At 35.2% G+C, this 22,804-nt stretch carries 23 protein-coding genes and 1 pseudogene; 4 read left to right on the plus strand and 20 right to left on the minus strand.

All coding sequences use genetic code 11. The annotated features are described in order from the left end of the window. Positions 1-169: 169 nt before the first annotated feature. The 6 genes from tlp to acnA form a co-directional block, all read right to left on the minus strand. Entirely contained in the window at positions 170-415 is a 246-nt protein-coding gene (gene tlp / locus AC0L8O_RS11595) for a small acid-soluble spore protein Tlp (RefSeq protein WP_026561649.1), read from the minus strand. Positions 416-538: 123 nt separating this feature from the next. After that, entirely contained in the window at positions 539-682 is a 144-nt protein-coding gene (locus tag AC0L8O_RS11600) for an acid-soluble spore protein N (protein WP_026561650.1), read from the minus strand. A gap of 63 nt (positions 683-745) precedes the next feature. Beyond that, entirely contained in the window at positions 746-883 is a 138-nt protein-coding gene (locus AC0L8O_RS11605; protein ID WP_084043064.1) for an FbpB family small basic protein, read from the minus strand. A 120-nt stretch (positions 884-1,003) separates the two neighbouring features. After that, the gene (locus AC0L8O_RS11610; protein ID WP_026561651.1) at positions 1,004-1,513 is read right to left on the minus strand and encodes a TlpA family protein disulfide reductase; all 510 of its coding nucleotides are present in this window, start codon (positions 1,511-1,513) and stop codon (positions 1,004-1,006) included. Positions 1,514-1,524: 11 nt separating this feature from the next. Beyond that, the gene (locus tag AC0L8O_RS11615) at positions 1,525-1,968 is read right to left on the minus strand and encodes a hypothetical protein (RefSeq protein WP_026561652.1); all 444 of its coding nucleotides are present in this window, start codon (positions 1,966-1,968) and stop codon (positions 1,525-1,527) included. Positions 1,969-2,159: 191 nt separating this feature from the next. After that, positions 2,160-4,886, minus strand: coding sequence for an aconitate hydratase AcnA (acnA, locus tag AC0L8O_RS11620; RefSeq protein WP_026561653.1), 2,727 nt, complete (start codon positions 4,884-4,886; stop codon positions 2,160-2,162). Positions 4,887-5,201: 315 nt separating this feature from the next. On the opposite strand from acnA, the gene sspO reads away from it, so the two are divergent. After that, positions 5,202-5,351 (plus strand): small acid-soluble spore protein O, encoded by a 150-nt coding sequence (sspO, locus tag AC0L8O_RS11625; RefSeq protein WP_026561654.1) that lies wholly within the window; start codon positions 5,202-5,204, stop codon positions 5,349-5,351. Positions 5,352-5,400: 49 nt separating this feature from the next. Here sspO and AC0L8O_RS11630 read toward each other — a convergent pair whose 3' ends face one another. Beyond that, complete coding sequence (locus AC0L8O_RS11630; protein WP_026561655.1) at positions 5,401-5,661, minus strand: hypothetical protein; 261 nt, start codon at positions 5,659-5,661, stop codon at positions 5,401-5,403. A gap of 129 nt (positions 5,662-5,790) precedes the next feature. Here AC0L8O_RS11630 and AC0L8O_RS11635 point away from each other — a divergent pair, with 129 nt between their 5' ends. The 3 genes from AC0L8O_RS11635 to AC0L8O_RS11645 all read left to right on the plus strand — a co-directional run bounded on the left by AC0L8O_RS11635 (position 5,791) and on the right by AC0L8O_RS11645 (position 7,310). Beyond that, positions 5,791-5,937, plus strand: a complete 147-nt coding sequence (locus AC0L8O_RS11635; RefSeq protein WP_078434125.1) for a small acid-soluble spore protein P — start codon at positions 5,791-5,793, stop codon at positions 5,935-5,937. Positions 5,938-6,380: 443 nt separating this feature from the next. Next, complete coding sequence (locus AC0L8O_RS11640; protein ID WP_232230178.1) at positions 6,381-6,644, plus strand: transposase; 264 nt, start codon at positions 6,381-6,383, stop codon at positions 6,642-6,644. 327 nt (positions 6,645-6,971) lie between these two features. Next, complete coding sequence (locus tag AC0L8O_RS11645; RefSeq protein WP_473448190.1) at positions 6,972-7,310, plus strand: Hsp20/alpha crystallin family protein; 339 nt, start codon at positions 6,972-6,974, stop codon at positions 7,308-7,310. Between the two features lie 276 nt (positions 7,311-7,586). Here AC0L8O_RS11645 and AC0L8O_RS11650 read toward each other — a convergent pair whose 3' ends face one another. From AC0L8O_RS11650 to AC0L8O_RS11710, 13 genes and pseudogenes are all read right to left on the minus strand, one after another. Continuing rightward, complete coding sequence (locus AC0L8O_RS11650) at positions 7,587-7,805, minus strand: hypothetical protein (protein ID WP_026561657.1); 219 nt, start codon at positions 7,803-7,805, stop codon at positions 7,587-7,589. 28 nt (positions 7,806-7,833) lie between these two features. Beyond that, positions 7,834-8,874: an ATP-binding protein gene (locus AC0L8O_RS11655; RefSeq protein ID WP_473448192.1), complete on the minus strand. Its 1,041-nt coding sequence runs from the start codon at positions 8,872-8,874 to the stop codon at positions 7,834-7,836. Between the two features lie 28 nt (positions 8,875-8,902). Next, on the minus strand, positions 8,903-9,250 hold the full coding sequence (locus AC0L8O_RS11660) for a PAS domain S-box protein (protein WP_473448194.1): 348 nt from the start codon (positions 9,248-9,250) through the stop codon (positions 8,903-8,905). A gap of 218 nt (positions 9,251-9,468) precedes the next feature. Then, positions 9,469-12,900, minus strand: coding sequence for a glycoside hydrolase family 2 TIM barrel-domain containing protein (locus AC0L8O_RS11665; RefSeq protein WP_026561659.1), 3,432 nt, complete (start codon positions 12,898-12,900; stop codon positions 9,469-9,471). A gap of 85 nt (positions 12,901-12,985) precedes the next feature. Continuing rightward, a complete protein-coding gene (locus AC0L8O_RS11670; protein WP_034332861.1) occupies positions 12,986-13,663 on the minus strand; it encodes a GntR family transcriptional regulator in 678 nt (225 codons plus the stop codon). 61 nt (positions 13,664-13,724) lie between these two features. Beyond that, entirely contained in the window at positions 13,725-14,831 is a 1,107-nt protein-coding gene (gene uxuA / locus AC0L8O_RS11675) for a mannonate dehydratase (RefSeq protein WP_026561661.1), read from the minus strand. Positions 14,832-14,923: 92 nt separating this feature from the next. After that, positions 14,924-15,724, minus strand: coding sequence for a Nif3-like dinuclear metal center hexameric protein (locus AC0L8O_RS11680; protein ID WP_473448197.1), 801 nt, complete (start codon positions 15,722-15,724; stop codon positions 14,924-14,926). Positions 15,725-15,754: 30 nt separating this feature from the next. Then, positions 15,755-16,468, minus strand: a complete 714-nt coding sequence (locus AC0L8O_RS11685) for a DUF624 domain-containing protein (RefSeq protein WP_026561663.1) — start codon at positions 16,466-16,468, stop codon at positions 15,755-15,757. A gap of 74 nt (positions 16,469-16,542) precedes the next feature. Next, the gene (locus AC0L8O_RS11690; protein ID WP_026561664.1) at positions 16,543-18,171 is read right to left on the minus strand and encodes an ABC transporter substrate-binding protein; all 1,629 of its coding nucleotides are present in this window, start codon (positions 18,169-18,171) and stop codon (positions 16,543-16,545) included. Between the two features lie 157 nt (positions 18,172-18,328). After that, on the minus strand, positions 18,329-19,198 hold the full coding sequence (locus AC0L8O_RS11695) for a carbohydrate ABC transporter permease (RefSeq protein WP_026561665.1): 870 nt from the start codon (positions 19,196-19,198) through the stop codon (positions 18,329-18,331). Positions 19,199-19,210: 12 nt separating this feature from the next. After that, positions 19,211-20,173, minus strand: coding sequence for an ABC transporter permease (locus AC0L8O_RS11700; protein WP_026561666.1), 963 nt, complete (start codon positions 20,171-20,173; stop codon positions 19,211-19,213). Between the two features lie 349 nt (positions 20,174-20,522). Further along, positions 20,523-21,616: pseudogene (locus AC0L8O_RS11705) on the minus strand (Gfo/Idh/MocA family protein). Positions 21,617-21,640: 24 nt separating this feature from the next. Beyond that, positions 21,641-22,801, minus strand: a complete 1,161-nt coding sequence (locus AC0L8O_RS11710) for a Gfo/Idh/MocA family protein (RefSeq protein WP_026561668.1) — start codon at positions 22,799-22,801, stop codon at positions 21,641-21,643. Positions 22,802-22,804 lie beyond the last annotated feature (3 nt).

Raw genomic sequence — 22,804 nt, forward strand, 5'->3', positions numbered from 1 at the left:
TCTCTCCTTGTTTCGTAATCCTATCATCAATACTTCAAACAATGATAACATAAAGTTTTTTTGGGGGCTAAAGAAAACTGCCGATTGGTGAGACTATATGATAAAGCGTAATGCGTAGTTTTTTTAAGAAAGAATAAAAAATAAACCAGGCTGTATAAGCCCGGTTTATCTATTGATCATAACGATAGCCATTTTCGCGCGCTTGTGCTTCATCCTTAATTTCATTGCGCATTGCATTGATACTTTCCTCACGGCGAAGGTTTTTAGCTTCAATGCGTTCACGCTCTTCAGAATTAGCAAATGCAATAGAATCCTGCGCTTCTTCAATATTTTCTATTGTGTTTTGTACCATGCTCTGCAGCTTTTCAACGTTATCAGAACGATCATCAGGATTTGGTTTTGTATGTTTTGTCATCGTGTATCCTTCCTCTCATTGTGGATTTTCACCTAAAATCAATGAAACAATGTTAGTCTGCATGTTTGAAGAAGATTTTAAACACGTTTTTATATTTAATAGTAAGAATTGATTTACCTGAAATTACTCGCCTTTTGTTTGAATCACTTGAGCATGTTTCCCTGATGTATCCTGCATTTGTTTCCCTTTATTATTACCGAAACCGCGTGATTTTGTCCCTATATGGCTTGGAGTAAAGTGATTCTGTTGATTATTATGATTTGCCATTGTTATCGCCCCCTCAACAAATAGAATACCCTGCGGAAGAGAAACAATTACTAGAAAAGCCTGTTAAAATGAATCCAGCCTTTTTAGAATACGTTGCTCCCAACGTTCCTCCAATAAATCAAGTGCTTGTTGATCCTGTAATAATTGTTGCTTATTTTCCTTAACTAACTCTTCAAATGATTTTTTTCTCGTCTTTCTCATGTTGCCTCTCACCTCCGACATATTTAATAAAAGGATACCCAATTTTCTGACATTTAAATCAATTATGTGAAAAGTTTCATCTATTGGAAAAAGTTAAAAACCGACCCTATGTGGCTCGGTTTAAAGGTTATTAAGAAATTTATTCATTTGATCATATGTTAAGGCTCCAACAAATTTTGTTTGAATAACTCCTTCTTCATCTACAAAATAAGATGTTGGGTATGAAAGTACTTCGAACTGATTATTGATTTGTCCCTTTTTATCTAATAAGACAGGAAAAGTCAACCCAAGTTCACTTACAAATTTATTCACTGTATCTATACTGCTTTCGGAACTGGTAAGGTTTACCGCTAATACAACTACATCACCATTATGATCATCCTGAATTTTTTGCATATCAGGCATCTCTGACCGGCATGGCGGACACCATGTAGCCCAAAAATTGATTATGACCTTTTTCCCTTTTAAACTTGATAAACTCATGCTGTCTCCACTAAGAGTTTCTAATTCAAAATCAGGTGCAGCGCTGCCTTCAGACACACCTATTTTTGGAGAATTTGGATTGATTGCAAAATAAATCGCATATCCTATTAGAAAAACTAAAATAGAAACTGCCAAAACCTTTTTCATTTATTTACCTCCTAAAGAAAAGACAACACAACAAACTTGATTAATTGAAATACTACCGTAAAACTTAAAATGACGATCAACAACGCTTTGATAAATTCCTTAACATGTATGTGTTCTTTTCGCATTTTCCAAATTAAGAATAGGACACTTGCTAAAAGCCCAAGGTAAAATCCATCTTGACCACCGGTAAAGAATAACCATCGGGTTGTTAATAAAAGCTGTGGTTCAAATAAAACAATACTGAATTTATATGTAATAAAAAGAATAAACCAAAAGGTAAAATATTGCCGCTTAAAAAAAGACTTAATTTTTGAATCAGAAATAAAAGCATCTAAAATAAAATATGTAGCTATGACTGAACATAGGTAAATCAGCAGGATATATTGGATTGTAAACGGTCCAAGTTGAATGGCATCGTACATACAAAAATTAGGTCCTTTCAAGTAGTAGTACATAGTAGTACTTCATCTCTCATTTAAGCATGGTTTTATTAAAAGGACAATGGAAACGCATTAGAATTCTCATTTTAGACATAATGTGAATAAGAGACGTGTTTTTTTATAACATTAACTCAACAGAGAAGGAAATTCGACACCTGAAGACACAACAAAAAAAGGAACGATTCATCCCGTTCCCTTTTTATTAATTATGCTTTTAATTTATCACGCAATACCATTTGAAGGATTCCGCCATGACGATAGTAATCAATTTCAACTTCACTATCAAATCGAACTAATACTTCAAATGTTGTTTTGTTTCCTGCTTCATCAGTAGCTGTAACGTTCACGAAATCACGTGGTTTTACTGTTTCATCGATTTCAACTTCAATTGTTTCCTTACCAGTTAAACCTAGTGTTTCTGCACTGTCTCCATCTTTAAATTGAAGAGGAAGTACACCCATTAATACAAGGTTACTACGGTGAATACGCTCGAAGCTTTGAGCAATAACTGTTTTTATTCCAAGAAGGTTTGTACCTTTTGCAGCCCAGTCACGTGAGCTTCCCATTCCGTAATCATTACCAGCTAATACAACAAGACCAGTTCCATCTTGTTTGTAATCCATGCATGCATCATAGATTGATTTAACTTCACCAGTTGGCCAGTAAGTTGTATAACCACCTTCTGTGCCTGGAGCAATTTGGTTTTTGATACGGATATTTGCAAACGTACCTCTCATCATAACTTCGTGGTTACCACGACGAGATCCATAAGAGTTAAACTCTCTTGGTGTTACCCCGTTTTCTTGCAGATAACGTCCAGCAGGCGTATCTTTACCAATTGAACCTGCAGGTGAAATATGATCAGTTGTAACAGAATCACCGAATTTAGCAACAACTCGTAGGTCTTTTAGCGTTTCTACTTTACCCGGTTCTGCTTCTAAGCCTTCAAAGAATGGTGGGTTTTGAATGTATGTTGATGACTCGTCCCATACATATAATGCTTCATCAGTTGTTTCAATTTCATTCCAACGAGCATTATCATCAAATACTTGCTGATACTCTTTTCTAAATAGCTCCGGAGTTACCGTTTTGTTGACAACTTCATTAATTTCATTCGTAGTTGGCCAGATGTCTTTGAAGAATACATCTTTGCCATCTTTGTCCTTACCTAGTGAATCACTTTGTAAATCAATATCAACAGTACCTGCTAATGCATAAGCAACAACTAGTGGCGGTGAAGCCAAGTAGTTACCCTTTACAAGTGGATGGATACGACCTTCAAAGTTACGGTTACCAGATAATACAGATGTTACTAATAAATCGTTAGCCGCTACTGCTTCTTCGATTTCATCTGCAAGAGGACCTGAGTTTCCAATACAAGTTGTACATCCATACCCTACAAGGTTGAAACCAAGTTGCTCAAGGTGTGGAAGTAATCCTGAGTTTTCAAGGTATCCAGTAACAACCTTAGATCCTGGAGCTAAAGATGTTTTTACGTATTTAGGTACTTCCAAGCCTAGTTCTGTTGCTTTTTTCGCAACAAGACCTGCTGCCACTAGTACGTATGGGTTAGATGTATTTGTACAACTAGTGATTGCTGCAATAGCAATTGCACCAGTCTTCATGTTCGTTTCTTCACCATTTTTGAATTTAACAGTGATTTCTTTGTTAATTTCAGTCGCTTCTAAACCAAAGCCTTGGTTTCCAGCTGGAGCAACTAAATGTTCATGGAATTTATCCTTCATCATTGAAAGCGGAATTAAATCCTGTGGACGCTTTGGACCAGAAAGGTTTGCTTCAATTTCAGTAAGATCAATTTCAACAACTTTTGTGAAGATTGGATCTTCATTTTCAGGTGTGAAGAATAATCCATTCGCTTTACAATATTCTCCAACCACTTGAATTTGTTCTTCATCACGACCCGTTAAGCGCATGTAATTAAGAGCTTCTTCATCAACTGGGAAGAAACCGCAAGTTGCTCCATATTCAGGTGCCATGTTTGCGATAGTTGCACGATCTGCAAGTGGTAGTTGTGCTACTCCAGGACCGAAGAACTCAACGAATTTACCAACAACACCTTGTTGACGTAATACTTGAGTCACTTTTAATGCTAAGTCAGTAGCAGTCGTTCCATTTGGTAACTCACCTGTTAATTTAACTCCGATTACTTCAGGCACAGGAAAATAAGATGGTTGTCCTAGCATTCCAGCTTCCGCCTCGATACCGCCAACACCCCATCCAAGGACACCAATACCATTGATCATTGTTGTATGAGAATCAGTACCAACCAATGAATCCGGGAAAGCCTCAAATTCACCATCTTCGTTTTGTACTGCATGAACAACATTTGCCAAGTACTCCAAGTTTACTTGGTGAACAATACCGGTTGCCGGTGGTACAGCACGATAGTTATCAAATGATTTTTTTGCCCAGCTTAAAAATTTGTAACGCTCGGCATTACGTTCAAATTCAAGATCCATATTGAATTGAAGTGCGTCAGGAGTTCCAGCTCGATCAACCTGTACAGAGTGGTCAATAACCAGGTCAACTGGAATTTCCGGGTTAATTTTATCAGGATCTCCACCCATATCTGCCATTGCTTTACGTAAAGACGCTAAGTCAACAACAGCTGGAACACCTGTGAAGTCTTGTAAAATAACACGTGATGGTTTAAAAGGAACATCAATTTCTTTTAGATCGTTCGTTCCCCATTTTGCTAAGTTTTCAACATGTTCTTTTGTAATAACTCTGCCATCTACTTGGCGCAGAACTGATTCTAAAAGAACTTTCACAGAATATGGCAGACGTGAAACGTTACCAATTCCCGCATCTTCTAGTGCTTGTAATGAATAGTAGTTGTACTTCTTTCCGTTTACCGTAAAGTTTTTACGGGCTTGGAAAGCATCTTGTTTCGTAGTCACTTGATTAGTCATAAATTCTCCCCCTTAAAAAGATCAAGGATCGACATGTGTCGAAGGATGTTACCCCATTTTTAATTACTTTTCACAATTTAATCTTAATACAACTAGTAACATAAGTAAATAACAATGATGTTATCGATATGTATAAGGTTTCCTTATGAAAGCGTACTAGTTTTACTTTTCTACTATACCAAATTTTGAAGTAAAAAGGATAAAAAACTTTTCATTTTTTTCTAAATTTTTTCATTTATTTAGAATTCATCTCTTTTGGATTGTTTCCGATGAATTGAGACAAGCTAATTTTTAAGGCGGGAGGTGATTGCATAAATGGCTAAACGTAAAGCAAACCACGTAAGAATGGGTATGAATGATGCTAGTGCACAGGGTATTGGTACAGGATACAATGAGGAGTTACAAAATGAACCACTAACTGCTGCTCAAAAACAGAACAATAAGAAACGCAAAAAAAACCAATAATTATTCTTTCATATGACAAAAAACGACGGAGCCCCGTCGTTTTACTTAGTTATTCTGATTGATTAACATCGTGGACAATTTGTTCAAGGTCACGTTGATATTGTTCTAACCGTTCCCTTTGTGTTTCAGATGCATTTTCCAAGGCATTATTAATTTGTTGATATGCTTCGTTCACTTCTTCTGTCAGATGTTTCAGTTGATGTCCGTAATCAGCAGAATCTTTAACAATATTATTATAAGCATCAAAGGCTTGTGTGGCTCCTTGCTGCGCTGCTTGGAATGATTGTTGGTTATTTTTATTATAAGGCATTATCATCACTTTCCTTTCATCTTCTATTAGAACCATATATTAGGATGTGCATTTATTAAAAATTTTATTCATTCTTCACATCGCATGTTTTTTCATTTTTGACTCATCCTATTAGTAGGAGGGATGAAAATGACCAACAAAAATACAAGTAAAGATATGCGTAAAAATGCGCCTAAAGGGAACAATCCTGGTCAACCGGAACCATTGGATGGTTCAAAGAAAGTGAAAAATGCAAATCACACTCGTCAAAAGAACAATCAGGGTCATGATATGTAGAGAATAAAAGAGGCTGACTCAAAAGTCTAGTTTTTAGACCTTTGGGTTAGCCCTTTTTTAGTCTCTTTTTACATAAGCGTAAAAACCGGGACATTCTATTGCGCTCCAGACACTTGCTGTCCGCAGGGAGGAACCTGAGCCTCCTCTCCTGCGCCTGCGGGGTCTCAGCCTTTCCTCTACTTCCCCCATGAGTCAAGTGTCCTCCGCTCTATTCCACTATCTATCTAAAATGGTAGCCAGTGTAACAACCATACGAAAACAAACAACCTTTTTTAAAAACATAATTAAGCAAAAAAATCTCCTTATTTTGTATAATGAAGTTACTACATCACCTTATACAAGTAAGGATTCGAGTATGAAACCACAAAAACGTCTAATAATGAATCTGGTCAATTAAAAGAGAGTATTCTTGTTTTAAATGTACCAGATGCCCATTCCAACCAATTTGTGCAAAAGGGAAAGATCAAAAAACAATTACAATATCTCTAGATAATCAGAGACAAAGAAAAGAGATTCGTGAACGTCTTCAGAGCGAAGAAGGTCGGAAATTATATAGTCAACGAAAATGTGATGTGGAAATTGTATTTAGACAGTTAAAACACAATCAGCAGTTCAGACGCTTTTCAATGCGTGGCCTCCCAAAAAATACGGTTGAATGGGGCTTCTTTGCGTTGCACATAACTGCAAAAAAATGCAGAACGCGATAAAAAGAAATAAAGAAAGTGAGGTGAACGGATACCAATAAATGGGAGGGATAACCCTTTCTATTGGGGAAATCCACTATTTGATTCTTTTTAAAAACAAATAAGAAAAAGGTGCTCAAAAGGTCGTCAATCATCGACCTTTTGAGTCACCCTCTTTTTTTATTCACATTTTCTTCAATTGATGGCTAAGTCTTCACCAATACCAGATTTTTTGAATATTGTAAATGTTAAAGGGATCTAGTTTTACTAGAGAAAAAGTCGTTGGGGGTCAATTAAAATGAACAAAAAAAATGTTCAAATCCTATGGACATTCATGGTATTGAGGAATGGATGTCTCAGTTTTTTACAGATCCATTTACTAGTTTACTAGACGAACAAACATTTCGTCTCGATTTATTTGAAACAGGTGAAGAGTTTATTGTGGAAGCAGAACTTGGGGAAGCAATTTCAACTGAAATGGTCAACTTAACTGTGAATAGGGAACATCTTTATATCACCGTCTTAGATGACAATCAAGGAGAACATGAGAGAAAAAGAACGGTTGTCCTTCCTTTTTCAATTGAAAGGAAAAAAATAACTGCGTCCCTCACTAATGGTATATTAGAAATTAAAATATCAAAATCCACTCCTTCCAGTCAATCATCTCCATTTATCATCATTAACGGATAGAAATAGTAATCGCTTCCAATATTTTACTGAACGTATAAAAGACTCTCCGATCATTAATGGAGAGCCTTCTTATCAAATTCTTTCATGAATCATTTCCCTCGCCTTGTCTTTCCTCCTGATTTTGGACACTTATTGATATATGTTTAAGATCTAAATTTCCGCATTTCATACATGGCTGCTCCTGATCATGTAATAACATACATTTTGAGCAATAATATTTTATCATCAGGAAATTCCCCTTTTTCAATAAATATATGTGAAAAAGGAGTATTTGTTTCATTCTTCTATTAAATGTTCATAACTATTTTGATACACTTTATCTAAAGAATCAATTTTGTAAATAAAGAATTCGTGGTCTGAATATTCATCAAGTTTATTCACTATAATATATTTATCTCTAGCATTTTTAGCTTTTTCAAAAGATGTAAAGATTCCAAGAATATTTGAGCTTTCTCCACATTCAGAACAACCCAGGTCTAAAACGACGTAATACATTGCATTTCACCTCTGATTTTAAACTTCATTACATGGGAAGTGTAACAGATACGACGGTTCCTTGACCAACAATTGAATCGATCTCGATTCTTCCCTGATGATTTTCAATAATTTGAAAGCTAGTCATCAGACCAAAGCCTGTTCCTTTTTCTTTGATTGAATAATAAGGTTCACCAATGTTTTTTAGGCGTTCATTTGGAATTCCACGTCCATTATCTTTCACTTTGACTTTGATGATGCCATCGTTTGCAGACAAGTTTATATATACCGTACCTTTTTCTTCGAGTGCATCTAAACCATTTTGAATGATTTGATAAAAAACCTGCTTAAGCTGATTTTTGTCCCCCCTCACAAGTGGGTTAGCTGCTACATTTTCATACTTTATTTCTTTATTAACTAAAATGGCTTGTGTATTTAAAAGAGTGATCACTTGGTTGATTAATTCATCTATATTGAGTGCTTCGTTTTTTTCTTGCTGAGGTCTTGCCATCGTTAGAAACTCCGAAATGATTTCCTCCACCCGATTCAATTCATCTCGAACAATCTTCATATACTCTTCATTACATTCTTTCGTTTGAGAGAATAACTGGATAAAGCCTTTTATTGATGTTAACGGGTTTCGAATTTCATGTGCCACAGCAGCTGCAAGCTGTCCAACAACTGCCAATTTTTCAGACTTTTGTAACAGCTTGTCCTTCTCTAATCTACTTGTAATATCACGGGATATAGAGATCAAGCCGGTTATTTCACCAGTTTTTTCATCTGCTATAGAACGGATACTTGATTCCACCCAAATATATGTATCATTTTTATGTTTAAATCGATAAGTGATAAGAATAGGATGATGATTTTCCAGTAAGGACATATGTTTCTTTTGAACATAGGGAATGTCTTCCGGATGTATATAAAGATATGGAACATCTCCTGTTAGTTCATCAGTATCATAACCCAGTATTTGGGTAATGGATGGTGAACTGTACAAAAATCTTCCATCTGGTAAATACAAATTGATGATATCAGAAGAGTTATCAGCTAACAATTTATACTTCTGTTCATTATCAGTTAACACTCGTTCCAGATTTTTTTGTTCAGTTATATCATATATTTGAGCTAAAAAATTTTTTTTGAGAATCTGGATCTTCTATCGAGGTAACGTTTAAGGATCCCCAAATAATTTCACCGGATTTGTGAAAATATCGTTTTTCCATCTGATAGGATGGACGTTTTCCGGTAAAAACTTCATGATATAACTGCATATCAAGTTGATAATCTTCCGGATGAGATATTTCTTTTAACGTTACTTCATTCCATTCTTCTTTTGAATATCCAATAAATTGAAAAAAGGCTTCATTTGCCACATTATCCTTGAAATTATATTCAAATATCATTTGCGGAATTCTAGATTGAAAAAAAACTTTTTCTAAAATTGATGATTTTAATCTCATATTACATCCGACCTTCACTTACTATTAATTGTAAATTTATTTCCACTGAGACTACTATATCAATTTTCTGATAGAATAACCATGTATTTTGTACGATATCTTAAAACTGGACTATTCTCCTAATGGCTAATAGGAAGGATGATATGAATGGGGCATAATACAAATAAACAAGAAAAGTTGACACCCGCTATAGGTTGTCAACTTTATAATCACACTAATTATTCATCAAACCGGAACCAACCAAAATCAAAATGACACCCCGGCAAAAATATAAATGTCACTTTTTGTTTACCTGAGATCTTTTTTAAATCAAAGACTTTTTGTTCCAACTTTTCTGATTTAGTGAATTCGATGATTTGTTTCGTTTCCCCTTCTTCACCTGCAAAAGAAATTTGAATTGTATTTTTATCATGATGGGATCGACCGTAGATGGTCAATTTTGTTGTTCCTTCACCAGTAAAATGCATATCATCAAACTCAAGAGATACATTGTTTCCAATACCATCTACACTGTTTTCTTTCATCGTAAAAGTATCGCCATATATATGATCACATTCAGTCGCCATAATCTTTTCAGTCGCTTTGTTCTTTTTCTCAAATGTAAAACCTTTTATGTGCACCTTTTGATTGAACACAAAGCATATTGATGAAATTCCATGAAGGCGCTTGGATAATCGATATGTTTCCTCTTGATAAACATTCCATTTTGAAGGTTTTTGGTAAATAACATCTGCAAGTAATTGACTGCCGTCTTCATCCGGCATACCTTCCCAAATTTGGAGCGGGTATTGTTCACTTGATAAAGCAAAAATAGGAATTATTATCGTATCAGAGCCGAAAGAGCCAAAATCGATCTCCCGAAATCCTACCTGTGTTTCTCCATCCCTACTGGTTGCCACACCTCGTTCGTTTCCATTTGTCACTTCACCTTTGCTATATTCATACAGTCCTGCTGAAATAAATTCATAAGGGTCTTTATATGCCTTCCCAAGTCCCTCTGCCTTAAATTCCAATTGAGAAATGAGCCTGATCTTATCGCTGCCATTTTTACTTGTACACCGAATCCGAAATTCTCCATCTCCTAGAGCGGTAACTAACGCTTTCGTACCATTACCTGTAACTTTTGCAATATTTGATTTAATACCTGATTCATTTACAACGCTCCATTCAACATCTTGATATGTTGCGTTAAGAGGATAAATATTTGCATATACTTCCATTTCAGTTATACTTTCATTAAATAACTGACCGGACTCACTAATTAACTCGATTTTCCGTACAGGTATTTCATCTTTGTTTCCCAAGACAATTGGCATTCCATGATTTTTTGCATTTGCTGTAATACCTTGTAAAGATCCATTTTGAATAGAGATTGACTCAATTTCAATTGATTGAGAATCTAATCCATTTGAAGAAACTTCGATTATAATCTTCCCTGGTTCTAGTGTCGATGCAATTATGGCCATTAATTTGCCACTAAATAATCTCCTGCTAATTCCTTTATACTGATCATAATCTGTACTATCACCATTATCCAATCCAACTAATCTTCCTGCACCTGAAACACGTATATCCACACGATTTGACGCATCTTCAACAGGATTACCCTGTTCATCATCCAATGTGATTTCTACAAAAAGTAGATCTGTCCCGTTTGCTAGTACGTTTTCCTTATCAGGCAGCAGGGAAATGTACTTTGCATCACCAAACGACCTTCGTACATCCATGGCAATTTCTTTCCCTGTTTCATCATAGGCAATTGCTTTTAATTCGCCTTCTTCGTAAGGAATCTTCCACCACCCAACAAGGTTCTCACCTTTTTCTTGGTCAATATCGTGTGTACCAATCTTACGACCATTAAGTTGTAATTCAATTTTCGGTGCATTGGAACAAACACGAACATCAACCATTTGCCCTTTATTAAAATTCCAATATGGAAAAATATGTACCATAGGTGCTGTTTTATAATTTGTCCATGCTGATTGGTAGATATAAAACGAGTCTTTCTTAAAAGTAGCTGTGTCAATCTGACCAAAATACGAGTTTTTGGTGTGATAGGGTGTAGGTTCTCCTATATAATCGAAACCTGTCCATATAAATTGTCCGAGTGAAAATGGTGTATCCCTTTCTGCCAAAATACAAGCTTCAGCGGACTTAGCTCCCCAACTTGTTGAACTATTTCCAAGTGCTGAACATTGCTCATCATCATCTGCGAGAATTGATTTTTCAAAAGGGAAATGATAGATTCCCCTGCTCTGTACAACGGATGCCGTTTCACTGCCATAGATTACCCAATCAGGATGTTCTTCGTGATGTTTTTGATAGTATTTTTCAGCATAATTATAGCCTGCTATCTTCACGATATCTGCACATTTTTGGGCATTTTCCCAAGGCATATAATTCGATCCAATCGTTACGCTTGCATTTTGCTTCGGATCAAATTCTTTCACATACTGGATTAACAATTTAGTAATTTCCTGACCTCTTTCATCCGCATGAGTATCATAAATCTCATTTCCAATACTCCACATTAGTAAGCTTGGATGATTTCTGTCTCTCATTACCCAGCTTTTCACATCATGATATGCCCATTTCTTAAAGAATCTGGCATAATCATAGGGAGTTTTTGGCCGCTCCCACATATCAAAAGCTTCCGTCACGATAAGAAATCCCATTTCATCAGCTAATTCCATCAATTCTTTAGCAGGCATATTGTGTGCTGTACGGATAGCATTAACACCCATTTCTTTCAAAATATCGAGTCTTCTTTTTAAAGCTGTTTTATGAAAAGCAGCTCCTAGTGCTCCTAAATCATGGTGTTCACATACTCCATTTAATTTCATCTTTTTACCATTAAGTTTTAACCCGTTGCTTGGATCTAAATAAATTTCTCTAAAACCAATTTTTTGTGTAATTGTTTCAATTTCTTGATAACTGCCTTTCCTCTTATCCACCAAAAACAACTGCGTTTTTAGTTCATAAAGATAGGGAGTATCTGTGTTCCAGAGAATTGGATTTTCAACTTCTAAAACTTGTTGGTTAATTGAAGTGGAATAATCTGAACTTATCTCTTCTTTAGTGATGGCAATAACGTGATCATCATCAAGAAGAACATGGGAAATAACAACATCATGATCATGGTTGATTTCAGTTTCCACCTCTATTTGCCAGCTATGTTCTTTCTTTTTAGTAGATATATAGATTCCATCTGTTACTATATGGTTTTTGTCTCTTGTCTTTAACCATACATTTCGATATATACCGGCTCCTGAGTACCACCGACTGTTTGGACTTTGATGAACTACTTTTACCAAAATTTCATTTTCGCCATCCACTAATTCATCAGTAATATCATGTTCGAAAGAAGAATAACCATATTTCCATTCACCTACATATTGATTATTTACATAAAGAGATGAATCCATATAGACTCCATCAAAGGCTAATAGAACTTGCTGCTCTTCTTTCTTTAATGTGAATTTTTTCCGGTACCATCCAATACTGTTTTCATATAAATTTAATGTATTAAAAATTAACCAATCATGAGGAATATCAATTGACTCAAAGCTTAATGAAGATGGATCATAAGGACTGTCTAAACTGGTTTTGGCAAATTCCCATCCATCATTAAAAAGTTCCTTTTTATTCATATCATTTACTCACTTTCTATATTATTCGTTCCAATAGAAAACTGATGAAGATTGTAAAGGTTAGCATGTTATAAAAATAAAAAGGCTATTTAAAATAATTCGGATATGACCTTTTTAAATATTCTTTGTCAAGAACTGCTTGCATTAAATGCTCTTGCATCAACTGTTCTGCTTTATCAGGATTTTTCTCTTTTATTCCTTCAAAAATTTCTTTATGTTGTAAATAAATTGTATACCAGTTAAAGTCAGTCGCTAATCTCAACATACGACTTCTATTAAAATGAACATTCATTTGTTGGATAACTAGCCATGTATTATATTTTTGACAACCGATAAAAATAGTCTTATGGTAATCCTCATCCAGCTCAAACATTTTTCGGTAATCCTGCTGTTCAATACAAACCTTTTGCATGCTGAGATTCATTTCTAGGGTAATTAGTTTATCTTGAGGAAATGTTTCACAAGCTAATCGAATGACAGCTCTTTCTAAATGCTCCCTCATAAATCTTGCTTCTTCCACTAAATTTAAGTCGATTAAGGAGACAAACGTTCCTCTTTGAGGAAAAACGTTTAATAGCCCCTCTCTCGAAAGTCGTAAAAAACTTTCCCGTACCGGAGTACGACTTACATTGAATTTTTCAGACATCTCCTTCTCTGAAATACTTGTACCTGGTGCGAGTTGTAAATTTAATATTTGTGATTTTAGTTCTTCATACACTTGATTGCTTGTTGTTGAAGATCTCTGTTTATGATTTATATACATTTAGTACTCTCCAATCATCTAATGTAACAGTTTTCTATTAATCTATTAAGAAGTTCTTACCTTATAAATATAAGGTCCCGCGTTTTTTATTCTTTTGTGCTTTGACTTTTTCTAAGCTGTCCCAAATTCCAAGCAGATACATAATACCTAGTGCACGATCGTATAAGCCGTATCCCGGTCGAGCTTGTTCTCCCCAAATCATCCTTCCATGATCTGGTCTCACATATCCTTTAAAGTTTGTATCATGTAAAGCTTTAACAATTTCATAAATATCTAAGGATCCGTCACTGCTTCGATGGGAGCTTTCAGTGAAATCACCGTTTTCTTCGATCTTCACATTTCGTATATGTGCAAACGGTATCCTGTTTATGCTTGAAAAATACCGCATGATCGCGGGAATATCATTATTAGGATTTGCACCAAGTGAACCAGAACATAATGTTAATCCGTTCGAAGGACTATCCACAAGATTGACAATCCTCTTTAAATTCTGAAAATTCGTCACGATTCTTGGTAATCCAAAAATTGACCATGGAGGATCATCAGGATGAATCGCCATCTTTATATCATGTTCCTCAGCCACAGGAATTACTTTCTCTAAAAAGTATTGCAGGTGTTCAAATAAATCTTCTTCTGTTACATCTTTATATAATTCAAATGCTCTTTTAATTTTTCTAATTCTTTCAGGCTCCCAACCTGGTAGTGAAAATCCATTTGCAGAGTTTTCAACATTTTTTATTAAAACTTCAGGATCTACACGTTCAATCTTTTCCTTTTCATAAGCAAGTACTGTTGATCCGTCTGGTAACACTTTGGCCAGATCAGATCTAATCCAATCAAAGACAGGCATAAAGTTATAACAAATGACCTTTATTCCAGCTTGTGCTAAATGACGAATTGTTTGTTGATAATTTTCTATATAATGATCACGAGTTGGTAATCCCAGTTTAATATCTTCATGTACATTTACACTCTCAATGATATCAAGGTTTAAGCCTTTTGCATGTACCTCTTTCTTTAAATCGAGAATTCTCTCCAACGGCCACACTTCTCCAGCGGCTATATCATGCAGTCCACCAACGATGCCATCCATTCCCGGAATTTGTTTTATTTGATCAAGGGTAACACTATCATCTTGACTCCCAAACCAACGAAACGTCATTTTCATTTTTCTGCCTCCTTGTATACTTACTAAAGCGGATTTATATGTATACTATTCATACTAGTATGGTAGTTGAGTTATTATACGTATGAAACTGATTATTTAGCATGAATTAAATTTTCATTATTAGATAGAAATGTTGTCTGTATCGCAGGAAAAAAGGACTTGAGTTTTACTGCTAAGTATTCCATCCCGGGTTCTTCGCTTGCAGCATGACCAATCATGATTAAGACCTTTTTCTTCCCTTGTACTCCTGCGTCACGTATATATTCCGGTGTTTCCCATTCTTGACCTTCTCCAGTGATAATCAAGTCCACCTTATCTTTTTCGAATAATGGGATGGCTGTTTCTCCACCTCCTCGAAAGCCAACTGTAAGTCCAATCCTAGTGCATTCAAGGCTTAAATCTCCTACGACTCGAGCAAAAGGAATCGAAAGCTTTTCTTTCACATACGCAACGATTTTTTCCCCTGACATAGGTGGAATAACCAGAATAGATGATGTGTGATTATGTCTCTCTACATAACCGTTCCACTCTAATTTTTGAATAAGCCCTTCTGTTATTAGATCAGGCGTGTATTTGTGAACATAGTCATGAAATCGGTAAATAGCGATTCCTGAGTTTTTAATTAGTTCAAGTTTTTCAGCATATACTCTATTATTTTTTAAAACTTCATCGTTTTGAGTATGACTGTAAAATATTCCTTCATGTGTTATTATCATGTTTGCACCAATTCTTTTAGCATGTTCTATAGCAAAATGTGATGCGACGAATGTTACTAGTATTCCACTTACCTCATCATCACCATTTCCAAACAGGAGAGAGTCTACTGTTGATTTAATATTCTCAACAGGAGATTCTAATTGTTTCACAACATCTCTTACTTTTAACCCCATCATGTTCACCTCACATTTTTGTTATTTTATTAACTACTCCAGTTGTTGATCTGTATGTTTTGGACTCGTTTTCAGAAAGTTCATTTCAATATCTGAAAGCATTTCTTTTGTATTAAGGGCCAAGAGGAAAAAGACAATGCTTGATACGAAAAGAATTAAAAAGTCAGTTGTAATTGTCGTAATAAATGCTAGGATAAATAGGATCAACATATTTCCTACTGTGTTTTTCACCTTCATAAAACTGTAATAAACAGATAGCTTCCATATATCTCTTATTCTAAATTTAAAGCGCGCACTAATTGCTACAGCATTTAATATCAACATAGTCCATAAGACGATCAGAACGAAAATCACTATAGATAAAATTTGATTTAATTCTGTTGGTGTTTGGCGAAGATACTGTAAATCAACGATTAAAATAAAGTAAACCAAAAGAATTGGGAACCAGATGGATAAAATATCTTTTACATTCTTTTTAAATCCGTAGAAAAAGTCATGTGTTGGAGAAAGCTCTTTCGTTCTCACAAGTTTTTCCATAGAATAGTATAAAGCCGCTACAGCTGGACCTGTGGGGATTAGAGCTAAAAAGTACAGGAGAATGTTTGAAAATGAAGGTTCTAATGTCATAAAGAAAAAAATAAACAGACCGTTAGTTAAGACAAAATAAAGATTTGTTAAAAGAAAAGCATAAACATAATTAGTAAATGTATATAAAATCCCTTGACCAAATTGATTCTTTTCTTCCATTATTTTCCACCTGCTTTTTAGTAGTGGTTAACTAAACGTGAGATGACTCACGTTTAGTTAACCTCTTTATTAGATTATTTATTAGCGTCTTTATACGTTTTATTTGCTAGATCTACGTATTGTTGCAAACCTTGACCCTCTAATTCTTTTACAAATGCATCGAATTCACTTAAATCACGTTCACCTAAGATAAATTTCAATGTATTTTGGTCAGTAAAATCTTTTAATGGCGTGCTTAATAATGTTACTTGTTCTCTGTCTTCAACTGTGTAAGGAATTGGCGGCTCTGCAGGAACAGTTGTTTTCCTATTTGCCATATCCTCTTGGAACTTAATCTCCTCTTCACTCATCATAGAACGAAGAAGTTCAGTTGTTCCTCCGTAAGCAAATACGCCTCCTGAGAAACCATAATCGATACGTAAGTCTTTCGTTCCAGCAGGGTTTAAGCCATTATAATTAACCTCTTCAACAAGAGTTCTCGTTCCATCTTCAGCTTTTGTAAATGTCGTGCCTTCAACTCCCCATTTAGTAAACTCCTGACCTTCATCACTATAATATAACCAATCAATGAATTGCAGGATTGCTTCAAAGTATTCACTTTCTTTAGCTTTAGAAGAAATCATGACCCCATTTTCCAATCTTGAACCGCCCATTAAATCTCCGGCAGGTCCACCAGGAACAGTTATTTTCGCAATTGAATAATTTCCTTCACCTAACGTTTTGTCCATATCAGTTCGATGTTGGACAACCGTTTGTGAGTTACCATTAATGATAAATGACTTGCCTGTTACAAACTTCTGAACAGCCTGATCATCTTCTTGAGTAAAGCTTTCTTTATCCAATAGACCTTCTTCAACTAATTTATTAAAATAAGTTAGCAATTCTTTATACTCATCAGTTGTTGCTGTTGGTACGAATTCATCCTTAGATTCGTCATATGTTAAACCATTTCCAAAACCCCATCCAGCTTTTGTACCAAAGTTAACTGCTGCGATATTTAGAGTACTATTGAAAGTAAATCGATCAGAGAAAGGTGTAACATCAGGATATAATTCCTTTAATTGTTTCATCGCTGTATATAATTCATCCCATGTTTTAGGAATCGCAATATTATGCTTTTCAAAAATATCCGTTCTCACAATTAATGTATAATCTGGCCAAACAGCTTCATGTAAACCAGGTAAAACATAAAATTTTCCATCCTTCTGACGAAGTCCTTTTAACTCATCTTCAAGTTGCCATTTCTCCACTTTTTCCTTAAAGTGAGGCATTTTATCCATGTAATCACTTACAGGTAATGCAGCACCAGAAGCAACAAATGGCGCTTCTTCACCTGGATAAGTTTTTGGAATAATTAGCGGTGCATCACCAGAACTAATTAAAAGACTACGTTTTTGAGGATAATCACTCAAAGGAACAATTGTTGGTTTTAATGTTACATTCGTTGTTTCTTTAATATGATCCCATAATAGCCAGTCTTCCTTGTATGGATATGTAGGTTGATCCATGTAAAGAATTGAAAGATCAAATGCTTCACTAGATTTAAACGTATCGCCTACACTATAGGATTCCATTGCTCCTTTTTGATTTACGTTCTTCTCCTCGGAACTAGATGTTTCATTGTTTGAACACCCAGCAACAACAAGTGCTGATAAAGCCAATACACTAAATGTAGACTTTAACCCTTTTAGACCTTTCCCCATTTCTTTTCCTCCCTTTTTTGGTTTAGTGATTTAAACATAAGCGTTTTTATCTACTTAGGCGATAAGACGCTCATTAAAAGAAAGATAACCCCTTCTCTTAATGAGAGCCTCATTGCTACTAAGCAAACAATGAAGCTTTTAGTAAACGCTTTTGTATTTACTTAACAGAACCGAGCATTACTCCCGATACAAAGTATTTTTGTACAAATGGATAGATTGTTAAGATCGGTAAAATTGTTAAGACCATCGTAACGGATTTAATGTTTGCCGAAATTTGAGTTAAATTATCGGCAGAAGATGCACCGGCAGATGTTGCTCCAGTCACACCTGCTATCATATTTCTCAAGTACATCGTCACAGGGAATAACTCTTTTTGATCTAAGTATAAGAATGCTGGAAACCAAGAGTTCCAATGTCCTACTGCATAAAACAAAATCATGGTTGCGATAACTGCCTTACTGAGGGGCAGAACAATTTTCAATAAAATTCCATACGTATTTAATCCATCAATTGAAGCCGCTTCTTCTAATTCTTCTGGCATATTTTCAAAGAATGACTTCATAATTAACATGTTATAAACACTGATCGCACCTGGAATGACGATTGCCCAGATTGAGTTACCAAATCCTAAACTATTGATTAATACATAGTTAGGTACTAACCCTCCATTAAAAAACATGGTAAATACGGCGAAAAATGTTAAAAACTTTCTTCCTACTAAACGTTTCTTTGATAATGCATAAGCAAAGATTGTTGTAAGAAACATAGAAATCGCTGTTCCTACAACTGTATATACAACTGTATTTTTATAATTGATCCAAAACATACTATCTTGTGCAATTGTCTTGTATGTGTCTATATTAAATCCTCTAGGGAAAAGTGTAACTTTTCCTGCATTGATATAGGCCTCACTACTAAATGATTGAGCGATTACATTTAAAAAAGGGTAAAGTGTACAAAAAACGATGATGATTAATATTGATACATTAAAAACTTTGAATATTTTATATTGTTTTGACTCTTTCATTTTATCAACCCCCTACCACAAGCTTCTTTCGGTTAATTTTCTAGAAATTCCATTAGCTGATAATACTAAGACCAAGCCAATAATAGATTCAAATAACCCGATCGCAGTTGCATAACTAAAATTACTAGATTCCAAACCAACTCGATATAAATATGTTGAGATAACATCTGATGTTTGATAAGTTAATGGGTTATATAAAAGTAAGATTTTTTCAAAGCCTACTGCCATGAAGCTCCCGATATTTAGAATAAGTAAAACAACAATTGTTGGGAGAATTCCTGGTATTGTAATATGAAGAGTTTGTTTCCAGCGATTTGCACCATCTATTTTGGCAGCCTCATATAATGATTCATCTATTGTTGTTAATGCTGCTAAGTACAAAATGGCTCCCCATCCCATCGTTTGCCATATCTCTGAAGTTACATAAATAGTTCTAAACCATTCTGCTTGTTGAATAAAGTTAATCTTTTCACCCGTGAAAAACTCTACAATCGAATTGATCGTACCATTAACAGCTGTTAATTGAAGAATCATTCCTGCTACAATAACGATTGATAAAAAGTGAGGTAAATACGATGCCGTTTGGACAAACTTCTTGAATTTTTTCGCTTTAATTTCATTAAGCAATAAGGCAAAAATGATCGGCATCGGAAAACAAATAATAAGTGTTAACCCACCAAGCATAAGGGTATTTTTAAACACATTCCAAAACGTTGGATCATTGATAAACATCTTAAAATAATGGAGTCCTACCCAAGATTCCCCGTATATTTTACCTCCAGGCATAAATCGTCTAAATGCAATAATATTCCCAAACATAGGTCCATATTTAAATATGATTAAGTAAATGATGGGTAGAACTAGCAAAGAGTACAGTTGCCAATCTCTACGTAAGATCGTTCCCAAAACAGCTAATTTACTTCTTTTGATAATAATATTTGATTCCCCACCGGTTTCGACTTTAATTTCAGCCATAATAATCCCCCCACTCTTTTCATAAAATAAGTACACTCGAAAACCACATAACTTTGAAGCGCTTACAAATAATTCGATCGTTTTATATGTTTCTGTGTGAGCACAAATGAATATTAATAATACTAGTATGGTAGTAAAATTAAATAGATAAATGTGAAAATTTATTAATTATTTACGCAAATATTTATTTTTCATCATAATGAATGATATATTTACAACCAAAATGTTTATTGGGGAAATAAAACTAGTTGGAGCAGGTGTTTTATACGACATTCAGTAAATAAAAAATATGATATTACTGTCCTGCCCCATCCATTTGGTTTTATTAATTTTTTCTACTATTTAATTACTAGATTTGTATTTCTTCTTCATTTGAGATATTTATCGCGTTAAGTTGTGCAAGCAAGCATAACTCAGCAGCTTTAAATGTATGCTCTTGAGTCATGGCAATCTCTGTTCCATTTAAGCAGTCTAAAATAAGTGATCCGAAATATGGAAATCCAACTTTACCATTTACATTAAAATGTTTTTCTCCAACTTCATTGACTAAATACAAGTGACTACCGCTTTTTTCTCTTGCAATATCAACATATTTTCTTAATTCTATATAGCCTTCTGTACCTAAGATGAGTGTTCTTCCATCACCCCAAGTACTTAGACCAGCTGGAGTTAACCAATCAACCCGGAAATAACCTGTTGCTCCATTATCAGCAATCAAATTAGCATCTCCAAAATCTTCAAGCTCAGGATATGTTGAATGTTTATAGTTTCCTACTTTACTATGGACCACTCTTGCGTCTTTAGCTCCTGTATAAAATAAAAACTGTTCAATTTGATGACTTCCGATGTCACATAAAATTCCGCCATAATATTCTTTTTTGAAGAACCAATCCGGCCGATGATCTGGATTAGTACGATGTGGACCAGTACCCATCACTTGAACAACATTTCCAATTGCACCTTGCTCAATAAGCTGCCCTGCAAATATTGCACTTTCATTATGAAGACGTTCACTATAATAGACAGCCCAAATGAGTCCAGTTTCTTTCACTTTATCTTTGGCAGCTTGTAATTGTGTTAATGTTGTAAAGGGCGCTTTGTCAGTAAAATAGTGCTTACCCGCATCCATAGCTCTTAAGCCTAATTCGCATCGTTTAGATGTTATTGCCGCACCGGCAACTAATTGAACAGAAGGATCTTGAAGAACTTCATCCTCAGATGCAGCAACCTTCACGTCTGGAAAAATTTCACGAAATCTGTCCACCTTTTTTTATCAGGGTCATACACCCATTTTAGTTCAGCACCCGCCTCTATTAAGCCATTGCACATTCCATAAATGTGTCCATGATCTAGTCCAATAGCAGCAAAAGCAAACTCACCTTCTTGAACAACAGGATCATATTTACCTATTGGCGCATAATTCATGCCATCATGTGTTTGCATAATATCCTCCTTGACTCGCATTATTTACTCGTATTTGCCACCTGTTGTAATTTTTGTATCAGAGAAATTTTCAATGCTCGTTGTTTTCTCATAAAAGTGCTTAACATGTGCAAGTATTCCTTCACGTGTATAATAAGGATCATCTACTGATAGAGGTAATGTTACGCGAACACCTTCATTTGCAGACTTGTAAATGGCTGTAATGAGCTCTAATGTATTACGTCCTTGAATACCATCAACAAGTAAACACTCTTGGCCATTGATGGCTTCTAAGAACTGATTAATTTGTCCAGTGTGGCCTTCATATTCAAGTAATGGACATTCATCCCAAAATTGTTGAATCTTCGTTTCGATGTCAGTATCACTTTCTTCGTATGGAAATCCATTCGCTCGAGCCTTCTGCGCTTTTACCTTCCATGGAACAGAAACTCTTGCTTTTTCCCCTTGAAAAATAAGCTGCTGTTCTTCACCATGATGGACAACAGAACTCGTCACTTGTGCTAATCCTCCATCTTCATACTGTAAAATGGCAACTGACAGATCTTCAACCTCTGCATTATCATGTAATGTATTTGAAGTAATAGCTACGATTTCTTTCGGCATTCCCATCATCCATTGCAACATATCAATATGATGAACAGCATGATTTAACGTGCAGCCTCCACCTTCTTTTTCCCAAGTGCCTCTCCACCATAAATCATAGTAACTATGACCTCTCCACCAATAGGAATCGATTTGTGCATGAGCTATTTTCCCAATTAATTTCTGGTTCAGTACATGACTTAAATTCATAATAGGATTCATAAAACGATTTTGAGCAACAACAGATAGTAGTTTACTGCTTTCCTTAGCTGCCATAATCATTTCGTCACATTCTTTTAATGAGGAGGCCATTGGTTTTTCAACCAAAACATGTTTACCCGCTCGAAGAAAGTCAACAGCTAGATTTCTATGAGTAAAAGGTGGTGTACATATTGAAACAGCATCAATTGTAGGATCGTCCAATAGTTCACTGTAATCGCTAACAATTTTACAATTTAAAGAAAAGCTTTCAGCAAGTGTCCTCGCTTTTTCAGGGTAGATATCTGCTAATGCAACGATTTTACATTTTTCCGATAAAGTAGAATACGCTTTAACATGGGCAGAAGCTATTCCACCGGCACCGATAATGGCGATATTAATCAAGGG

This window comes from Metabacillus sp. KJ11-3, assembly GCF_055808295.1.

What these genes read in the sequence shown, in the direction of transcription:
- uxuA (WP_026561661.1), bottom strand. Translation starts at nt 14,831, where the DNA reads ATGAAAATGACGTTTCGTTGGTTTGGGAGTCAAGATGATAGTGTTACC.
- AC0L8O_RS11630 (WP_026561655.1), bottom strand. Translation starts at nt 5,661, where the DNA reads ATGCCTTATAATAAAAATAACCAACAATCATTCCAAGCAGCGCAGCAA.
- acnA (WP_026561653.1), bottom strand. Translation starts at nt 4,886, where the DNA reads ATGACTAATCAAGTGACTACGAAACAAGATGCTTTCCAAGCCCGTAAA.
- AC0L8O_RS11635 (WP_078434125.1), top strand. Translation starts at nt 5,791, where the DNA reads ATGACCAACAAAAATACAAGTAAAGATATGCGTAAAAATGCGCCTAAA.
- AC0L8O_RS11645 (WP_473448190.1), top strand. Translation starts at nt 6,972, where the DNA reads ATGTCTCAGTTTTTTACAGATCCATTTACTAGTTTACTAGACGAACAA.
- AC0L8O_RS11695 (WP_026561665.1), bottom strand. Translation starts at nt 19,198, where the DNA reads ATGAAAGAGTCAAAACAATATAAAATATTCAAAGTTTTTAATGTATCA.
- AC0L8O_RS11600 (WP_026561650.1), bottom strand. Translation starts at nt 682, where the DNA reads ATGGCAAATCATAATAATCAACAGAATCACTTTACTCCAAGCCATATA.
- AC0L8O_RS11650 (WP_026561657.1), bottom strand. Translation starts at nt 7,805, where the DNA reads ATGTATTACGTCGTTTTAGACCTGGGTTGTTCTGAATGTGGAGAAAGC.
- tlp (WP_026561649.1), bottom strand. Translation starts at nt 415, where the DNA reads ATGACAAAACATACAAAACCAAATCCTGATGATCGTTCTGATAACGTT.
- AC0L8O_RS11660 (WP_473448194.1), bottom strand. Translation starts at nt 9,250, where the DNA reads ATGAGATTAAAATCATCAATTTTAGAAAAAGTTTTTTTTCAATCTAGA.
- AC0L8O_RS11700 (WP_026561666.1), bottom strand. Translation starts at nt 20,173, where the DNA reads ATGGCTGAAATTAAAGTCGAAACCGGTGGGGAATCAAATATTATTATC.
- AC0L8O_RS11665 (WP_026561659.1), bottom strand. Translation starts at nt 12,900, where the DNA reads ATGAATAAAAAGGAACTTTTTAATGATGGATGGGAATTTGCCAAAACC.
- AC0L8O_RS11605 (WP_084043064.1), bottom strand. Translation starts at nt 883, where the DNA reads ATGAGAAAGACGAGAAAAAAATCATTTGAAGAGTTAGTTAAGGAAAAT.
- AC0L8O_RS11680 (WP_473448197.1), bottom strand. Translation starts at nt 15,724, where the DNA reads ATGATGGGGTTAAAAGTAAGAGATGTTGTGAAACAATTAGAATCTCCT.
- sspO (WP_026561654.1), top strand. Translation starts at nt 5,202, where the DNA reads ATGGCTAAACGTAAAGCAAACCACGTAAGAATGGGTATGAATGATGCT.
- AC0L8O_RS11615 (WP_026561652.1), bottom strand. Translation starts at nt 1,968, where the DNA reads ATGTACTACTACTTGAAAGGACCTAATTTTTGTATGTACGATGCCATT.
- AC0L8O_RS11685 (WP_026561663.1), bottom strand. Translation starts at nt 16,468, where the DNA reads ATGGAAGAAAAGAATCAATTTGGTCAAGGGATTTTATATACATTTACT.
- AC0L8O_RS11610 (WP_026561651.1), bottom strand. Translation starts at nt 1,513, where the DNA reads ATGAAAAAGGTTTTGGCAGTTTCTATTTTAGTTTTTCTAATAGGATAT.
- AC0L8O_RS11670 (WP_034332861.1), bottom strand. Translation starts at nt 13,663, where the DNA reads ATGTATATAAATCATAAACAGAGATCTTCAACAACAAGCAATCAAGTG.
- AC0L8O_RS11690 (WP_026561664.1), bottom strand. Translation starts at nt 18,171, where the DNA reads ATGGGGAAAGGTCTAAAAGGGTTAAAGTCTACATTTAGTGTATTGGCT.